Consider the following 15,454-nt stretch of genomic DNA (forward strand, 5'->3'; position numbering starts at 1 on the left):
CCCGCCGCGACTCACCCCTCGGCCGGGTAGACGCGCTGGTCCGTCCCCTGCCCGTCCAGGAGCGGCACCGACGCGGTGAGTGTGTTCACGGCATCCTCTGCGACTGAGCCGTCGGGCGCGCGATCCGCCCGCCGGTCGGCGAACGCCGCCATCAGACCGCCGGAGACGCCCTGCTCGATCTCCGCCTCGGTGTTCAGAATCTGGGATGCGGCGACCTGCTGAGCCGCGAGCTCGGCGTACAGCCCCCCGGCCGCGAGCAGCTCCGCGTGTGTGCCCGACTCGACGATCCTCCCGGCCTCGAGGACGTGGATGACATCCGCACCCATCACCGTCGACAGGCGATGCGCGATCGACAGCACCGTCCGCCCCCTGGCGGCCTCGTCCAGGGCCTCCTGCACGACCCGCTCGGACACGGTGTCCAGGGCGCTCGTGGCCTCGTCGAGCAGCAGCACCGGCGGGTCCTTCAGGAGCACCCTGGCGATCGCGATGCGCTGCTTCTCTCCCCCGGAGAGCCGGTAGCCGCGTTCGCCGACGATCGTGTCGTAGCCGCGCTCGAATCCGGCGATGATGTGGTGGATGTTGGCCGCCTGGCAGGCCGCGATCAGCTCATCCTCCGTGGCGCCGGGCTTGGCGTAGAGGAGATTCTCGCGGATCGTCGCATGGAACAGGTACGTCTCCTGCGACACGATGCCGACGTCATCGATGATCGACTCCTGCGTCAGCGTTCGCACATCGGCGCCGGCGAACAGCACCGAGCCGCCGTGAGCCTCGTACAGCCGGGGCGCGAGGTACAGCACCGTCGTCTTGCCTGCACCGGACGGTCCGACGAACGCGACGTGCTGACCGGGGTCGGCTGTGAACGAGACTCCCTGCAGCGTCGGCCGGGTGTCGGGTGCGGCATCCGGGTATCGGAAGACGACGTCCTGGAACTCGAGGCGTCCACGAGGCCCTGGCGCCTGCGACACCGCAATGGCATCCGGGGCGTCCTCGATCTCGGGCACAAGGTCGAGGTATTCGAAGATGCGCGCGAACAGTGCGGACGACGTCTGCAGATCGAGCGATACGCGCATGAGACCCATCAGCGGCATCAGCAGTCGCGCCTGCACCGTGGTGAACGCGACGACGGTTCCGGCGGTGATGGCGCCCTCGCCGCCCGCGATGAGGTATCCGGCCACGAGATAGATGACGGCGGGGACGGATGCCATCAGCACCTGCACGACGGCGAAGAAGCCCTGACCGCTCATGGCCCGCCGTACCTGCAGCGTCACCTGGTTGCGGTTCTCCGACTGGTACCGGTCGGACTCCGTCCGCTGTCTGTTGAACGACTTCGACAGCAGCATCCCCGAGACGCTCAGGGTCTCCTGCGTGATCGAGGTGAGCTCTGACAGCGACTCCTGCGTCTCCCCCGCGATCCGAGCGCGCACCTGTCCGACCTTGCGCTGCACGACGATGAGGAACGGCATCAGCACGACCGCGATCAGCGTCAGCCTCCAATCGATGAGGATCATCGCGACGAGCGACGCGATCACCGTCACGACATTGCCCAGGATGCTTGTGACCGTGTTCGTCAGCACTCCGGATACCCCGCCGACGTCGTTCTGCAGACGCGACTGGATCACGCCGGTCTTGGTCCGGGTGAAGAATCCGAGCTCCATGGCCTGCAGGTGCTCGAACAGCCGAACACGCAGGTCTCCGGTGACGCTGTTGCCGACCGTCGAGGTCAGCCACGTCTGCGCGACGCCGAGCACGGCGGAGAAGAGGAACAGCCCGACCATGGCGAGGACGAGGCGGATGAGCAGTCCGATCTCGGGGTTGCCGCCGTCTGTCGGGAAGAGAGCGTCATCGAAGATGCGCTGCACGATGAGCGGCGGGATCACCGCGATGGCGGCACCGGCGATCACGAGGATGCCGGTGACGATGATGCGGCCGAGGTAGGGCCGGAACAGCGCCACGACTCGCCTGCCGAGGCCGTCGATCCTGGGCGCCTGCGCGTTCAGCTTCTTCTGCGCGGCCTCGTCGACACCCCGGAATCCGCCGCCACCGCCGCCGCGTCCGCCGCCCATTCCACCCATGCTCATGCGCTCAGCCTAAACCGCCGAAAAAATGTGGCGGCGACGGGAATGCGGAGCATCCTCAGGGGGTTATCCTGGAACGTCGCGCACGAGCGGATGCCAGATCTGTCGGCTCCGCGCCCGGCCTTCCCGCCCACCCCATGCCGTTGAGGAGACGTTTTGGCCACCACTTCCACCGGTTCTGTTCCTGTCGTCAAGGCCGCGCCCGTCATCGCGCCCTCCGACATGCGCGTCATCTGGCTGCTGCTCGTCGCCGCGTTCGTCGCGATCCTCAACGAGACGACGATGGGGATCGCGATCCCGCACTTGAACACCGACCTCGGCATCCCGCCCGAGCTCGGTCAGTGGCTCACGAGCGCGTTCATGCTCACGATGGCCGTCGTCATCCCCACGACCGGCTTCCTGCTGCAGCGCTTCACGACGCGTCAGATCTTCATCGCCGCGATGAGCGCGTTCACACTCGGCACCCTCGTCTGCCTGCTCGCACCCGGATTCACGGTGCTCCTCGTCGGACGCGTCATCCAGGCCGGCGGTACGGGCATCATGATGCCGCTGCTCATGACGACCATGATGAACGTCGTCCCACCGCAGTCGCGAGGTCGGATGATGGGCCGGGTCGGCCTCGTCATCTCGCTCGCGCCCGCGATCGGCCCGACGCTCGCCGGCGCCGTCCTCGACGCGTTCAATTGGCGCGTGCTGTTCGCCATCGTCCTCCCGATCGCGATCATCGCCCTGGCGATGGGTGCCAAGTGGATGACGAACCTCGGCGAGACCCGCAACGCCCCGATCGATGTCCTCTCGATCGTGCTGTCCGCCTTCGGCTTCGGCGGCGTCGTCTACGGCCTGAGCCAGTTCGGCGGCGAGAGCGCATCAGGCGGTGCGACGATCGGCATCGTCTCACTCGCCGTCGGTGCCATCGCCCTCGCCCTGTTCGTGTGGCGGCAGCTCGTGCTGCAGCGTGTCGATGACGCCCTGCTGGATCTGCGCGTGTTCCGCACCGGCAACTACACGGTCGCGGTGATCGTCATGGCGATCCTCGCGCTGTCGATGTTCGGCACGCTCACCCTGCTGCCGCAGTACCTGCAGAACGTCGCCGGCCTCGATCCGCTCCAGGCCGGTCTGATCCTGCTGCCCGGCTCCGTGCTGATGGGCCTGCTCGGACCGCTCATGGGTCGCATCTACGACGCACGCGGTACGCGGACGCTTCTCGTACCAGGAACGATCATGGTCTCGGCCGCGCTGTTCTTCTACTCGACCGTCGGAGAGCACACCGAGTGGTGGATGCTCGTGATCGCGCAGACCGTGATGTCGGTCGGACTCGCGATGTCGTTCACCCCGCTGTTCTCGTCGTCGCTTGGTTCGCTGCGTCGACACCTGTACTCGCACGGTTCTGCCGCGCTGAACACGATTCAGCAGGTCGCCGGCGCTGCCGGTGTCGCCCTGCTGACGGTGACGTACTCGTCGATCCTGCATGCAGGCGAGCACGAGGGTCTCGACACCGCGGTCGCCGGCGCACCGGGCGCGCGTATGGCGTTCCTGATCGCCGCGATCATCTCGCTCGGCGCGGTCGTTCTCAGTGCTTTCGTCCGCAAGCCTGCAGACGACGTCGACGGTGAGTTCGTCGGCGGGCACTGACAGCTGACGGGGTCGACGGGTTCTGCGTCAGAGCGAGCAGCACCCGTCGGCGCCGCAGCATCCACCCGCGTTCGTCTCACCCAGAAGGTTGAGGCCGGCGGGCGCGGCGAGCGGCTGCGCGTCCTGCGTGGCGGCCGCCTGCGTGGTCTGCGATGAAGTCATGCCTCCATGCTACGCCGGAATGCCGGAACCGGCCCCGTCATCCTGGGCAGTCGCGGACGCGCTGCCCGACGCCGTCAAGGGTCTGGACAGGACCGTCCTCGTCTGACCAGACTCGGCACATGGACCACGACGCCCCCACCGAGGACGCCCTGAGCGAAGACGGCCGCGATGAGACGGCGAACGAGCGCGCCGACCGCAACTGGGATGAGCTCATGCAAGAGCTGCGGGTCATGCAGACCGGCACTCAGGTGCTTTCGGGGTTCCTGCTGGCCGTGGCGTTTCAGCCGAGATTCACGGAGCTGGATCCGCTGCAGGTGGGGTTGTACCTGGTTCTGGTGGGTCTCGCCGCGCTGGCCACTATTCTCGCGCTCGCCCCTGTGGGGATGCACCGCTCGCTGTTCGGCAGGCGACGCAAGCCCGAGCTCGTGCGAATCGCAGCACGACTCGTCAAGGCGAATCTCGTGGTCGTCGGCATCCTGAGCGTCGGGGTGACGGTGCTGGTCGTCGATTTCGCGCTCGACCGCACGGTCTCGGTCGTCGTCCTCATCGTCGGCGCCGTCGTGGTGCTGAGCCTGTGGCTCGTTCTGCCGCTGTTGATCGGGCGCGGACGGCAGCAGTCCTGAGCTCCCCATGCCCGATCACGCATACCGCGTGTCCTACGGTGGGAGGATGCTGCGACGACTCATCGCCCGCGCTTTCTGGGCTGTCAGCCGTTGGAAGCTCGTCGGCGAATCGGCCCCTGACCGCCCGACCGTGTTCGTGGGTGCTCCGCACACGTCGAACTGGGATTTCATCCTCATGCTCGCGATCGCCTGGCGGCTCGGCGTCGACATCCGCTGGCTCGGCAAGAAGAGCCTGTTCGCCGGCTGGCGCGCACCGCTGATGCGCAGACTCGGGGGGATCCCGGTCGATCGGGCGGACGCGAGCAGGGTGGTCGACGATGTCGTCGCGCTCGCTCGCGCCGGGGAGGTCTTCGGTCTCGTGATCACTCCTGACGGCACGCGCGGCAGCAACGACTACTGGAAATCGGGTTTCTACCGCATCGCGCGCGACGCCGGGATGCCGGTGACGCTGTGCTTCGTTGATCGCACGACGATGACGACAGGACTCGGCCCGACGTTCGAGCTGACCGGCGATGTGCGTGCCGACATGGACCGGATCCGCGCGTTCTATGCGGATAAGTCCGGGTTTCGACCCGAGCGGCGCAGCGAACCCCGTCTGCGCGAAGAGGAGCCGCGTCCGTGAACCTCACGATCGACCCCATCTCACCGGATGACGCCGGTGAGATCATGACCGTGCAACGCGCGGCTTTCGTGTCGGAAGCCCTCATCTACGGCGACGCTGACATGCCGCCGCTGACGCAGACGCTCGAACAGGTGCGCGCGGAGATCGCCGAGAACTCCGGCTGGGTCGCTCGTGTGGACTCCCGACTCGTCGGGGTCATCCGCGCAGTGCAGGACGGTGATCTGCTGCTCATCGGGCGCATAGCGATCGCGCCGGACATGCAGGGCGAGGGCATCGGCCGCGCCCTGCTCGAGGCGACTGAGAAGGCCAGCTCGGCGAACGAGGCCGAGCTGTTCACCGGCAGTCTGAGCGAAGCGAACATCCGTCTGTACGAATCGTGCGGCTACGTCGAGACGCACCGTGTTCCTCAGGGTGACGGAATCGAGCAGGTGTTCCTGCGCAAGCGGCTGCGCAGCTGACCGCGAAGTCGCAAGAGCCCCGAGGGTGGGGATCCCCCGAAGCTCTCGCGGGCTCTCTCAGGCTTCGACGTCACCGCGCCATGCGCCGGTCTCCGACCCGCGCGCTTCGATGAACTCCTTGAAGTTCTGAAGATCCTTCTTCACTGCGTGAGATCCGACGCCGAGCATCGACCCGGCCTTCTCGACGAAGCCTTCGGGCTCCCAGTCGATCTGGACGGTCACGCGCGTGGACGCGTCGTCGAGCTTGTGGAACGTGACTGCGCCGGCGTGTTCGGTCTCGCCACCCGTGCTCGTCCAGGCGACGCGCTCGTCCGGGTGCTGCTCGGTGATGACGGCGTCGAACTCCCGCTCCGTGCCGCCGACCTTCACCTTCCAGTGCGTGTTCGTGTCGTCGACCTGCGTCAGGGAGACGACCTCTTCGAGGAACTCCGGAAAGCTCTCGAACTGGGTCCACTGGTCGTACGCCGCGCGAACGGGAACCTCGACGTCGACGGTCTCGATGATCTGCACCATGTTCTGCTCCTCTGTCTCGGTGTTCTCGGTATCGATGCCAGTCAGCCCGGCCGACTGTCCATGGCACAGGGGGTTGACACGATCGAGAAGCCCGATGCACCTGGACATGAGAGGTTCCTCCGAATCCTGAGCTGAGCTTGAAGACGACGGCAGGGTGCGGAATCGTGGCCCGGACATGTTCTGACCGGAGCATGTCCGCAAAACGGAAGGAGAGCGCTGTGCTCACCCTGACCGAGAATGCAGATGCCGTCGTCACCACGATCGTCGGCCGAGAGGATGCCGGTGCAGAGGCGGGACTGCGCATCCAGACCGCGGAGGGGCAGGGACCGAACGGCGAAGCACGTTTCGCCGTTCACGTCGTGCCCACTCCCGAGCCCGCCGATGTCGTCGTCGAAGGACCGGCGAGCCGAGTCTTCCTGGAGGACACCGCCGCCGAGGCCCTCTCGGACAAGGTGCTCGACGCCGGGGTGGACGACCAAGGCGCAGTGAGCTTCACGATCCTGCCGCAGCCGGCGTGACGATGTGAGAAGTACGAGAAGGTGGGGTGCTCCGGCATCCCACCTTCTTTGTCCTCGCACGTCAAGCCCCTCGTGGGATCCGCGAGATCTGCAACAGTATGGGGCCATCGAACGGAAGGAAGACATCATGTCCGATCCGAAGGACCCGGAAGACGAGCAACTCACCGACGCGCCCGCAGAGAACACTCGAGACGACAGCGACGGTTTCGAGCCCATCACCCCCGACGGCGTGCAGACGGGAACCCCGGCCGTACCCGACCCCAAGGATTCACAGAATCCGCCGCCTCGGCGCCTGTGACGCCGAACCGTCCGCGAGACCATCACGAACGAGGAGAGATCATGGCACAGCTTGATGGCAAGACGGTGGCGTTCCTGCTCACCGACGGATTCGAAGACAGCGAACTGACCAGTCCCTGGGGTGCGGTGATGGATGCCGGAGCACGGGTCCGGCTGATCTCACCAGCTGACCAGACCGTGACCGGCAAGAACGGACACGAGCAGAAGGTCGACCAGGACGTCGCGGATGCAGATGCGTCCGACTTCGACGCCCTCGTGCTGCCCGGTGGCGTCGTGAACGCCGATCATCTTCGGATGGATCGGGATGCCGTGGCGTTCGCCAAAGCGTTCTTCGAGGCGCACAAGCCGGTGTCGGTGATCTGCCATGGCGCCTGGATCCTCATCGAGGCCGATGTCGTCCGCGGGCGCACGCTGACGAGTTACCCGAGCCTGCGAACCGACCTGCGCAACGCTGGGGCCACCTGGGTCGATCGGCAGGTGGCGGTCGACAGCGGGCTCGTGTCGAGCCGCACCCCCGATGATCTGCCGGCGTTCAACTCCAAGACGATCGAGGAGATCGGCGAAGGGTCGCACGCCGGTCAGCACCCCTGATGACCGAATATCGCCTGGACGGGTCAGGGATCAACGGGATCTCCGACCTCTACGAACAGTTCAACCGCGAGTTCATGCGCGATGAGGATTGGCGGATGGGCGCGAGCCTGGACGCGCTGAACGACATCCTGTACCGCCTGGATGCCGAGTCGCGCGACGGGGAGCCAGTGGTCGTCGTATGGCGCGACCATTCGCGCAGCCGGGAGGTGCTCGGGTTCGACGAGACGCAGAGATGGCTGCTCGGCAAGCTCGCCCAGCCTGGAACGTTCAACGAGGCCCGGCTCATGGCAGACCTGGACGCGCTGCGCGCTGGAAAGGGCAAGACCTACTTCGAGATCGTGCTCGAGGTGTTCGCCGATCACCCGCTCATCGACCTGCGGCTGCAGTAGGCGCCGGGGGCCGGGTCAGTCCCAGTCGAGATACTCCTCGATGATGACGGCCGTCTCGATCGGGTGCGTCACCGGGAAGAAGTGATCCGCGCCCTCGAGGTTCTTCACACTGGCCCGCTCAGGGGCGGTCGCCTGGAGTCGCTCGCCGTTCGTCGGCGGAGTGACGGTGTCTTCCGATCCCTGCACGATGAGGACGGGGATGGCGGGGGCGAGCGGGGCGTCGTCGTCTTCAGCGCCGAGCAGCAGCAACCCGTTGACGCGGTCGGTGTGCGTGGCGGCGAACGCGCGTGCGACGGTGCCGCCGAAACCATGGCCACCGATCCACGTGTCGTCCAGGCCGAGATCGTCGATCAGCGCGAGGACGTCATCGATCTGCTCGGCGGCGGCAGCGGGTTCCGCACCTTCGGCCTGCAGGCCGACGCGGACGACGTGGAAGCCGGCCTCCTCGGCGAGATAGTGCGCGACGACGCCGAGACCATCGCTTTCGAGGTCGCGCACCGTCACGAGGACGAGGGAGACGGGCCCCTCCCCCTCGACGACGAACGGCACGGCACGGCCTTCCGGCTCGAAGATGCTCTGCTGAGTCACGGTGGTCGGGCCTCCTGAGTACGACGGTTCTTCCGCCACCAGTCTAGATGTCGGCGCGCGGTCGCCGACGAGCGCGGATCGGGCCAGTGCGGATCGGGCCAGTGCGGATCGGGCCTGTATCGATCAGACCTGTGCGGCAGACTGGTTCCATGGATGATCTGCGCGTGCCGCCGGGCCCGGGCGCGCCGCACGGTCTCCGCATTCCGGATGTCGAACTGATCGAACAGTTCACCCGTGCGTCCGGCCCTGGAGGTCAGGGAGTCAACACGACCGATTCGCGCGTGCAGCTGAGCATCGATCTGGGCAGCACGACGGCATTGGACGACATCCAGCGGACGCGCGTCATCTCCCGGCTCGGAGGACGCCTCGTGGGAACAGTGCTCACGATCACCGCCGCCGAGCACCGTTCGCAGCGCCAGAACCGCCTGGCTGCGAGAGAGCGACTCTCGGATCTTCTTCGTGAGGCCGTCGCACCCGCCGTCGCACGACGATCGACAAGACCGACCGGCGGATCCCGACGACGGCGGCTCGAGGGCAAACGGCGCCGCGCGGAGACGAAGGCGGGGCGCAAGCGACCTGGTTCGTCCGACTGACTCGCGTTGTTCTCTGCGGTCTTGGCGTCAAGCAGCCCGTCGGTAGTGCATTGCGACGGCACCGTTGCTGAGCGGCTCGGCTGAGACCAGAGCGAGACGGCGCGTCGCCGGCAGCCCGCCCTCGTGAAGCCTCGGGCCGTGACCTGCGATCATCGGGTGCACGAGGAACTTGTACTCGTCGATGAGGTCCAACCGGTCGAGCTCCGCCGCCAGCCTGCCGCTGCCGACGAGCACTCCTTCAGGCGTTCGTTCCTTGAGTCCTCGCACCGTCGCGCTCAGCTCGCCGGCAAGGTGGTGGCTGTTGGTCCAGGGGAAGTCACTTCGAGTCGTCGACACGACGTACTTCGGCTTGGCCTCGAGCTTGAGCGCCCACTCGCGCAACGCCAACGGTGCATCGACCTCGCCGCGGGCGATCTGCGGCCAGGAGCTCTCCATCATCTCGTAGGTGGTGCGGCCCCACAGCATCGCGCCGGACTCATCCATGAGGCTGGTGAAGTAGGCGTGCGTCTCGTCGTCGGCGATCCCCTCGCGGTGATCGACGCAGCCGTCCAGGGTGACGTTCATGCTGAAAGTCAGAGCACTCATGCGGTGATTCTAGGCCGCCGGGCGTCTGGACGTCATCGGTCGACGGCTGCTCATCGCCGTCACGCACGCATTCGAACTCCAGTCCCGCCCGTTTGGCGAGTGGGCTGTCGCAAGCGTGAGCGACACCGGCCATCTGTGCGTTAGGGGTGTGCGCCGCCGCGCGGCACAACCCGTCAAGCCGGTGTCGAAATGAGCCGCGCCCGTTCGTGGTCCTGATAGCCGGGATGCAACGATTTCGGCCCGATCAGGAAGGGCCTCCTCCATGTATATCGATCCGATGTTGACGATCACCTACCTCCAGGCCGAGATCCAGCGGGCCGTGGTCGAGGCGGAGCGGCGTCGCGTTGCCGCTGAACGCAAGGCAGCCGCCAAGGCCGAGGGGCCGCTGCGAAAGTCTTCCGATCGCACACCGATCCGAAGGATTTTCCGGAAGACTCTCGCAAGCTGAACGGCCCGCTCGGAGAGCAGATGCAGCGAGGAGATGATGACCATGCCGGAGCCCCGGGACGACACTCGGGATGTCGCGACGGTGATCACGCGCACGCATCGCGAGGAGTGGGCGCGGATCGTCGCGGGACTCACGCGGCGGTTCGGAGATCTCGACCTGGCCGAGGAGATGACCGCGGAGGCGTTCGCGACCGCCGTCGAGCATTGGCCGGCACACGGCATACCGCCGAACCCTGCCGGGTGGGTGACCACGACAGCGAATCGCAGGGCGATCGATCGGCTCCGACGGGAGGCGCGTCGAGACGAGAAGCATTGGGAGGCGCTGCGGCTGCATGATCCGGAACCCTCCGCCCCGACCGGCGCCATCGAGGATGATCGGCTTCGGCTGCTGTTCATCTGCTGCCATCCGGCGCTCTCGCTCGACGCGCGCGTCGCGCTGACCTTGAGGATCGTCGGCGGGCTCACCGTCGCCGAGATCGCCCACGCGTTCCTCGTGCAGGACGCGACCATGGGTCAGCGGATCAGCCGGGCCAAAGCGAAGCTCAAGGCGGCCGGCATCCCCTTCGCGATCCCCGCGGCGGAGGATCTCCCCGCGCGCATCGATGCCGTCCTCGTTGTGCTGTATCTCGCCTTCAACGAGGGATACCTCGCTTCCGGCCCCGACACGCCTGCGATCCGGCGCGAACTGACCGCCGAGGGGATCCGACTCACCCGGCTCGCACATGGACTCCGTCCTGACGATGCCGAGGTGGTCGGTCTGCTCGCATTGATGCTGCTCACCGACGCCCGCTCTCAGGCCCGCGTCTCGGTCGACGGTGAGCTGGTGCGGCTCGATGAGCAGGATCGTGGGTCCTGGGACCGAGAGCTGATCGCTGAGGGGCTGCAATTGCTCGGATCACGGGATGCTGATGAGCCCTTCGGCAGGTACCGGCTGCTCGCGGAGATCAATGCCGCCCACGTCATCGCCCCGCATCCGCGTGACACCGACTGGGCGCGCATCGCGAGCCTCTACTCCCGGCTCGAGGAGATCGACCCGAGTCCACTCGTCACCCTCAACAAGGCCATCGCGCTCTCCGAGCACGACTCACCCGACCTCGCTCTCGCAATCATCGATCGACTCGCCGACAAGCTCGACGGTCACCACGCCTTCCACGTCACCCGTGCGGAACTGCTGCGCGCGACCGGCCGCTCCGCCGACGCCCGAGCGGCCTATGACCGCGCAATCGATCTGGCCGGGAACACCGCCGAGACTGCTCACCTCATCCGCCGACGAAATCAGCTCGCACCATCGAATGGAGAACTCTCATGAGCGGCAAGTACCTCGTCATCCACATGTCCGACCCCACCGGCACCGATCTGACCCGGGCCGAGGACCAGGCGATGCTCGAACGCTGGGCTGCCGAGGGCGAAGCGGCGGGACGTCTCGGCGAGGGGGCACCCGTCGCGGGTCCCGAGCAGGCGAAGTCCGTCGTCGTCCGTGACGGCCGACCCCTGATCACCGACGGCCCGTTCCCAGAGTTCAAGGAGTGGTTCGCCGGCTACGACCTCATCACCGCCGATTCGATCGACGAGGCCGCCGAGTACATGACGAAGCATCCGGTCGCGACCCTCGGCCGCATCTACATCCTGCCGCAGGTGAGGCTGCCGTGGGATCAGGAGTGACCGGCGACAAGAATGACGCTAGACGTTGAAGCGGAACTCCACCACGTCGCCGTCCTGCATCACGTAGTCCTTGCCCTCCAGGCGTGCCTTGCCCTTGGCGCGCGCCTCGACGACCGAACCCGTCTCGACGAGGTCATCGAACGAGATGACCTCGGCCTTGATGAAGCCCTTCTCGAAGTCGGTGTGGATGACGCCGGCGGCCTGCGGAGCCTTCGCGCCGCGTGGGATCGTCCAGGCGCGGGACTCCTTCGGACCGGCGGTCAGGTAGGTCTGCAGGCCCAGGGTGTCGAAGCCGATGCGGGCCAGCTGGTCGAGTCCGGACTCGTCCTGACCGGTGGATGCCAGCAGCTCGGCCGCGTCCTCGGGGTCGAGGTCGATGAGCTCGGACTCGATCTTCGCGTCGAGGAAGATCGCCTTCGCCGGCGCGACCAGGGCTTGGAGCTCGGCCTTGCGCGCAGCATCCGTCAGCACGCTCTCATCGACGTTGAAGACGAAGATGACCGGCTTCGAGGTGAGCAGGCCCAGCTCCTTGATCGGTGCGAGGTCGATGCCGCTGACCGAGAGCAGCTGGCCGCGCTCCAGTGCATCCTTCGCGGCGTTCGCTGCCTCGAGGACCGACGGGTCGAGCTTCTTGCCGCGGACTTCCTTCTCGAACCGGGGGATGGCCTTCTCGACGGTCTGCAGGTCGGCGAGCATGAGCTCGGCGTTGATCGTCTCGAGGTCGCCCTTCGGGTTGATCGCGCCGTCCACGTGCACCACGTCGTCATCATCGAAGCCGCGCACGACCTGGGCGATGGCATCCGCTTCACGGATGTTCGCGAGGAACTGGTTGCCGAGCCCCTCGCCCTCACTCGCTCCGCGCACGATGCCGGCGATGTCGACGAAGGACACGGTCGCAGGCAGAATCCGCTCGCTGCCGAAGATCCCGGCGAGCGTGTCGAGTCGCGAGTCAGGAAGGTTCACGACGCCGACGTTGGGCTCGATCGTCGCGAACGGATAGTTCGCCGCGAGCACGTCGTTCTTGGTCAGCGCGTTGAAGAGGGTGGACTTGCCGACGTTGGGCAGGCCGACGATTCCGATAGTTAGGGCCACGGGGGTCCAGTCTACCGTCGGCCGCTACTCCAACCGCTTCCAGTGACCTTCGGAGATCAGGTCGACGTCGCTGCCGACGACACGGATCGCCGTCTGGTCGTCGATCGCGTATGCGGGCCCGTCGATGTGCTCCGCCCACTTCTCGGCATGCGCCAATGTGTTCTCGGGGAACGTCGGGTAATCGAGGTGCGGGAAGATCGAGAAGTCCACGAGGCCGAGTGCGCCCTCGCCCTCCTCGGGCGACGTCCACTGCTCGAACTCCTCGCCGATGCGCGGCGTCATCACCATGCTCCCGGCGCTGACTCCCACCCATACTGTTCGTTCGAGGCGAGGGAACAGCTTCAGAAGTCCCGACCGGCGGATCCAATGCGCGAGATAGGTCGCATCGCCGCCGTCAACGAGCAGGGCGTCGGCCGACTCCACCCAGGGGATCCACCGCTCCCCCGCCATGGAAGGCAGCGCCGTGAGCTCGAGCACACCGACCGATGCCCAACCGAGTGCCGTCATCGACTGCGGACCGGCGAGCGACCGGAAGGTGATGTCCGGCGTGCACATCGGATGCCCGTACTGAGCGGTCGGGATGTACAGGGCCGATGACGCTTCGATGGGCTTGCCGAGCATCTCGACCAGAGCCGTACGGATGCTGGGGTTCGTCACCCCGCCTGAGGTGAGCAGAAGTCTCATTCCGTCAGGGTACGACCGCGCTGAGCCGAGAGGGGTGTCAGTCCCGCACTGCGCGGAAGGCGCGCGTCACGTACGGCAGGTCGATGGTGGCGTCGCCGTGCACGCCCAGCTCGTCGAAGAGCGCGTCCATGTCGTCGTGGATGCTGCGCCGGACCGATTCGGATGCCGTGATGAAGAAGCTCCGGGAGTCCGCCATCCGGTGCAATCGAGCACGTGTCATCGGGCGCACCCACCGCCAGTCGTTCGCCTCGAGCTCGGCGAAAGGTGCCGCGACGGTCGGGCCGTCGCCCTCGAACATGCCCGCCGCCGGCGACGTGCGCATGATCTCGGTCAGCCGCATCACCCACTCCACGCTGTCGTCGCGCAGATTCCAGATCAGCCCGAGGGTGCCACCGGAGCGAACCGCTCTGCCGATCTCGGCTGAAGCTGCGACCGGATCCACCCAGTGCCACGCCTGGCCGAGCACCACGGCGTCCAGGCTGGCGTCCGGGAGGGACAGCTTCTCCGCCTTACCGAGAAACGTCGGGACACCGGGGACGCTCTCGCGCAGTTTCGCGAGCATCTCGGCATCCGGATCTATCGCGATCACCTCGGAACCCGGAGCATCCGCGAGCACGCGGGTCAGCTTGCCCGTGCCGGCGCCGACATCGGCGACGCGACTCGATCCGATCGGCAGATTCTCGAGCATCCAGGCCACGGCCTCGAACGGATAGTCCGGCCGCGAGGCCTCGTAGTCGCCTGCTGCGACACCGAATGAGGTCGCCCGCTCATCGCTCATGTCGCCAGCCTACGGCGAGCCTGCGTCGTCCGCGTCGCGAGCGGCGAGAAGGTGAACAGGTGCCCCTGGACTTCACCGCGATCGACTTCGAGACCGCCAACTCCAGTTCCGCATCCGCCTGCTCCGTCGGTCTCGTGCGGGTGCGCGACGGCCAGGTGGTCGCCACAGCCGGATGGCTGATCCGCCCGCCGGCAGGGCACGACGATTTCCAGGAGTGGAACGTCAAGATCCACGGCATCCGTCCGCAGGATGTCGAGGACGCCGCGACCTGGCCCGAGCAGTTCGATCGGCTGTGCGGCTTCGCCGGCGCCGACGTGCTCGTGGCGCACAACGCCGGGTTCGACCTGAAGGTGCTGCGCACCGCCTCCGAGGTCACCGCACTCGACTGCCCTCCGTACCGTTCGCTGTGCAGTCTGCAGGTCGCACGCAAGGTGTACGACCTCGATTCGTACCGGCTGCCGAAGGCCGCTGCCGCAGCCGGGTTCGCCGATTTCTCGCATCACGACGCCCTCGCGGATGCCCGCGCATGCGCCGAGATCGTCATCGACTCCGCGCGACGAGTCGGCGCCGCTGACGTGCACGCGCTCGCGAAGGCGCTGAGCCTGCGGGTGACGGATGCTCCGGCGCCCGTCGCTCAGGATCGCGCGGCCTGAGCGCATTCGCACGCCCGTCACGCCAGAATGAGTGCATGACGAATCCTTCCGGAGACTCCCCCGTCAGCCTCGAGGTCATCGAGGGCACCTTCGACCTCGCGCGCCAGGGCCGCACCGGACCGCTCGGCGAGATGATCGACGCGGGTGTGCCGATCGATCTGCGGAATCCGCGCGGCGACACGTTCCTCATCGTCGCGACCTATGCCGAAGAGGCGCACACGGTCGCGGACCTGATCCGACGGGGCGCAGCCCTGGATGCCGTGAACGACAACGGCCAGACCGCGATCTCGTGCGCTGTGTTCCGCAAGAACGAGACGCTCCTTCGGATGCTGCTGGACGCCGGCGCGGATCAGACCGCAGGGGCCCTCTCCGCGCTTGCGATCGCCGACCAGTTCGGGCTGTCCGACATGCGCGCGATCCTCGAGGAGCACGCCGCGCGCTGAACGCCGCTCGGGGCGTCGGCGCCGTAATGTCGGTGGCCGTCGGCATCAT

General features: G+C 66.9%; 22 protein-coding genes. 14 read left to right on the forward strand and 8 right to left on the reverse strand.

Going from position 1 to position 15,454, the window contains the following annotated elements; translation table 11 throughout:
• Window positions 1-11 precede the first annotated feature (11 nt).
• Window positions 12-2,072: an ABC transporter ATP-binding protein gene (locus KHB019_RS04635; protein ID WP_337458399.1), complete on the reverse strand. Its 2,061-nt coding sequence runs from the start codon at window positions 2,070-2,072 to the stop codon at window positions 12-14.
• Between the two features lie 225 nt (window positions 2,073-2,297).
• Here KHB019_RS04635 and KHB019_RS04640 point away from each other — a divergent pair, with 225 nt between their 5' ends.
• Window positions 2,298-3,707, forward strand: a complete 1,410-nt coding sequence (locus tag KHB019_RS04640; protein ID WP_230102336.1) for an MDR family MFS transporter — start codon at window positions 2,298-2,300, stop codon at window positions 3,705-3,707.
• Window positions 3,708-3,734: 27 nt separating this feature from the next.
• On the opposite strand, the gene KHB019_RS04645 is transcribed toward KHB019_RS04640, so the two are convergent.
• Entirely contained in the window at window positions 3,735-3,869 is a 135-nt protein-coding gene (locus tag KHB019_RS04645; RefSeq protein WP_290368240.1) for a hypothetical protein, read from the reverse strand.
• A gap of 119 nt (window positions 3,870-3,988) precedes the next feature.
• On the opposite strand from KHB019_RS04645, the gene KHB019_RS04650 reads away from it, so the two are divergent.
• The 3 genes from KHB019_RS04650 to KHB019_RS04660 are packed head-to-tail and all read left to right on the forward strand — an operon-like array spanning window position 3,989 to window position 5,572.
• On the forward strand, window positions 3,989-4,492 hold the full coding sequence (locus KHB019_RS04650) for a DUF6328 family protein (RefSeq protein WP_230102105.1): 504 nt from the start codon (window positions 3,989-3,991) through the stop codon (window positions 4,490-4,492).
• A gap of 46 nt (window positions 4,493-4,538) precedes the next feature.
• Window positions 4,539-5,114, forward strand: coding sequence for a 1-acyl-sn-glycerol-3-phosphate acyltransferase (locus KHB019_RS04655; RefSeq protein WP_230102104.1), 576 nt, complete (start codon window positions 4,539-4,541; stop codon window positions 5,112-5,114).
• Window positions 5,115-5,158: 44 nt separating this feature from the next.
• The gene (locus KHB019_RS04660) at window positions 5,159-5,572 is read left to right on the forward strand and encodes a GNAT family N-acetyltransferase (RefSeq protein ID WP_230102335.1); all 414 of its coding nucleotides are present in this window, start codon (window positions 5,159-5,161) and stop codon (window positions 5,570-5,572) included.
• A gap of 57 nt (window positions 5,573-5,629) precedes the next feature.
• Here the strand turns inward: KHB019_RS04660 and KHB019_RS04665 are convergent, their stop codons facing one another.
• The gene (locus KHB019_RS04665) at window positions 5,630-6,085 is read right to left on the reverse strand and encodes an SRPBCC family protein (RefSeq protein ID WP_230102334.1); all 456 of its coding nucleotides are present in this window, start codon (window positions 6,083-6,085) and stop codon (window positions 5,630-5,632) included.
• A gap of 218 nt (window positions 6,086-6,303) precedes the next feature.
• On the opposite strand from KHB019_RS04665, the gene KHB019_RS04670 reads away from it, so the two are divergent.
• The 4 genes from KHB019_RS04670 (at window position 6,304) to KHB019_RS04685 (ending at window position 7,880) form a co-directional block, all read left to right on the forward strand.
• Window positions 6,304-6,603 carry a Fe-S cluster assembly protein HesB gene (locus tag KHB019_RS04670; RefSeq protein WP_230102103.1) on the forward strand — a complete coding sequence of 100 codons (300 nt, stop codon included), beginning with the start codon at window positions 6,304-6,306 and terminating at the stop codon, window positions 6,601-6,603.
• Window positions 6,604-6,730: 127 nt separating this feature from the next.
• Window positions 6,731-6,901, forward strand: coding sequence for a hypothetical protein (locus tag KHB019_RS04675; protein ID WP_325471301.1), 171 nt, complete (start codon window positions 6,731-6,733; stop codon window positions 6,899-6,901).
• Between the two features lie 41 nt (window positions 6,902-6,942).
• Window positions 6,943-7,491, forward strand: a complete 549-nt coding sequence (locus KHB019_RS04680; protein WP_325471300.1) for a type 1 glutamine amidotransferase domain-containing protein — start codon at window positions 6,943-6,945, stop codon at window positions 7,489-7,491.
• Window positions 7,491-7,880, forward strand: coding sequence for a barstar family protein (locus KHB019_RS04685; protein ID WP_230102101.1), 390 nt, complete (start codon window positions 7,491-7,493; stop codon window positions 7,878-7,880). Before KHB019_RS04680 ends, KHB019_RS04685 begins: the two co-directional genes overlap by 1 nt.
• Before the next feature lie 15 nt (window positions 7,881-7,895).
• Here KHB019_RS04685 and KHB019_RS04690 read toward each other — a convergent pair whose 3' ends face one another.
• Complete coding sequence (locus tag KHB019_RS04690) at window positions 7,896-8,468, reverse strand: alpha/beta fold hydrolase (protein ID WP_230102100.1); 573 nt, start codon at window positions 8,466-8,468, stop codon at window positions 7,896-7,898.
• Between the two features lie 149 nt (window positions 8,469-8,617).
• Between KHB019_RS04690 and arfB the strand changes: the two genes are divergently transcribed.
• Window positions 8,618-9,061 (forward strand): alternative ribosome rescue aminoacyl-tRNA hydrolase ArfB, encoded by a 444-nt coding sequence (gene arfB, locus KHB019_RS04695; protein ID WP_230102099.1) that lies wholly within the window; start codon window positions 8,618-8,620, stop codon window positions 9,059-9,061.
• A 27-nt stretch (window positions 9,062-9,088) separates the two neighbouring features.
• Here arfB and KHB019_RS04700 read toward each other — a convergent pair whose 3' ends face one another.
• Window positions 9,089-9,646 carry a dihydrofolate reductase family protein gene (locus KHB019_RS04700; protein WP_337458179.1) on the reverse strand — a complete coding sequence of 186 codons (558 nt, stop codon included), beginning with the start codon at window positions 9,644-9,646 and terminating at the stop codon, window positions 9,089-9,091.
• Window positions 9,647-9,908: 262 nt separating this feature from the next.
• On the opposite strand from KHB019_RS04700, the gene KHB019_RS04705 reads away from it, so the two are divergent.
• From KHB019_RS04705 to KHB019_RS04715, 3 genes are read left to right on the forward strand one after another with little or no spacing between them, the layout of a single operon-like run.
• Window positions 9,909-10,094 (forward strand): hypothetical protein, encoded by a 186-nt coding sequence (locus KHB019_RS04705; RefSeq protein WP_337458180.1) that lies wholly within the window; start codon window positions 9,909-9,911, stop codon window positions 10,092-10,094.
• 42 nt (window positions 10,095-10,136) lie between these two features.
• Entirely contained in the window at window positions 10,137-11,402 is a 1,266-nt protein-coding gene (locus KHB019_RS04710) for an RNA polymerase sigma factor (RefSeq protein ID WP_337458181.1), read from the forward strand.
• The gene (locus KHB019_RS04715; protein WP_337458182.1) at window positions 11,399-11,755 is read left to right on the forward strand and encodes a YciI family protein; all 357 of its coding nucleotides are present in this window, start codon (window positions 11,399-11,401) and stop codon (window positions 11,753-11,755) included. Before KHB019_RS04710 ends, KHB019_RS04715 begins: the two co-directional genes overlap by 4 nt.
• A gap of 18 nt (window positions 11,756-11,773) precedes the next feature.
• On the opposite strand, the gene ychF is transcribed toward KHB019_RS04715, so the two are convergent.
• From ychF to KHB019_RS04730, 3 genes are read right to left on the reverse strand one after another with little or no spacing between them, the layout of a single operon-like run.
• The gene (gene ychF, locus KHB019_RS04720) at window positions 11,774-12,847 is read right to left on the reverse strand and encodes a redox-regulated ATPase YchF (protein ID WP_337458183.1); all 1,074 of its coding nucleotides are present in this window, start codon (window positions 12,845-12,847) and stop codon (window positions 11,774-11,776) included.
• A gap of 24 nt (window positions 12,848-12,871) precedes the next feature.
• Window positions 12,872-13,531 (reverse strand): Type 1 glutamine amidotransferase-like domain-containing protein, encoded by a 660-nt coding sequence (locus KHB019_RS04725; protein ID WP_337458184.1) that lies wholly within the window; start codon window positions 13,529-13,531, stop codon window positions 12,872-12,874.
• A 37-nt stretch (window positions 13,532-13,568) separates the two neighbouring features.
• Window positions 13,569-14,309 (reverse strand): class I SAM-dependent methyltransferase, encoded by a 741-nt coding sequence (locus KHB019_RS04730; protein ID WP_337458185.1) that lies wholly within the window; start codon window positions 14,307-14,309, stop codon window positions 13,569-13,571.
• Between the two features lie 59 nt (window positions 14,310-14,368).
• On the opposite strand from KHB019_RS04730, the gene KHB019_RS04735 reads away from it, so the two are divergent.
• Both KHB019_RS04735 and KHB019_RS04740 read left to right on the forward strand, forming a co-directional pair.
• On the forward strand, window positions 14,369-14,962 hold the full coding sequence (locus KHB019_RS04735; RefSeq protein ID WP_337458186.1) for an exonuclease domain-containing protein: 594 nt from the start codon (window positions 14,369-14,371) through the stop codon (window positions 14,960-14,962).
• A gap of 35 nt (window positions 14,963-14,997) precedes the next feature.
• Window positions 14,998-15,405 (forward strand): ankyrin repeat domain-containing protein, encoded by a 408-nt coding sequence (locus KHB019_RS04740; RefSeq protein WP_230102090.1) that lies wholly within the window; start codon window positions 14,998-15,000, stop codon window positions 15,403-15,405.
• Window positions 15,406-15,454: the final 49 nt, after the last annotated feature.

The sequence above is a fragment of the Microbacterium sp. KHB019 genome, assembly GCF_037285405.1.
Lineage (GTDB): Bacteria > Actinomycetota > Actinomycetes > Actinomycetales > Microbacteriaceae > Microbacterium.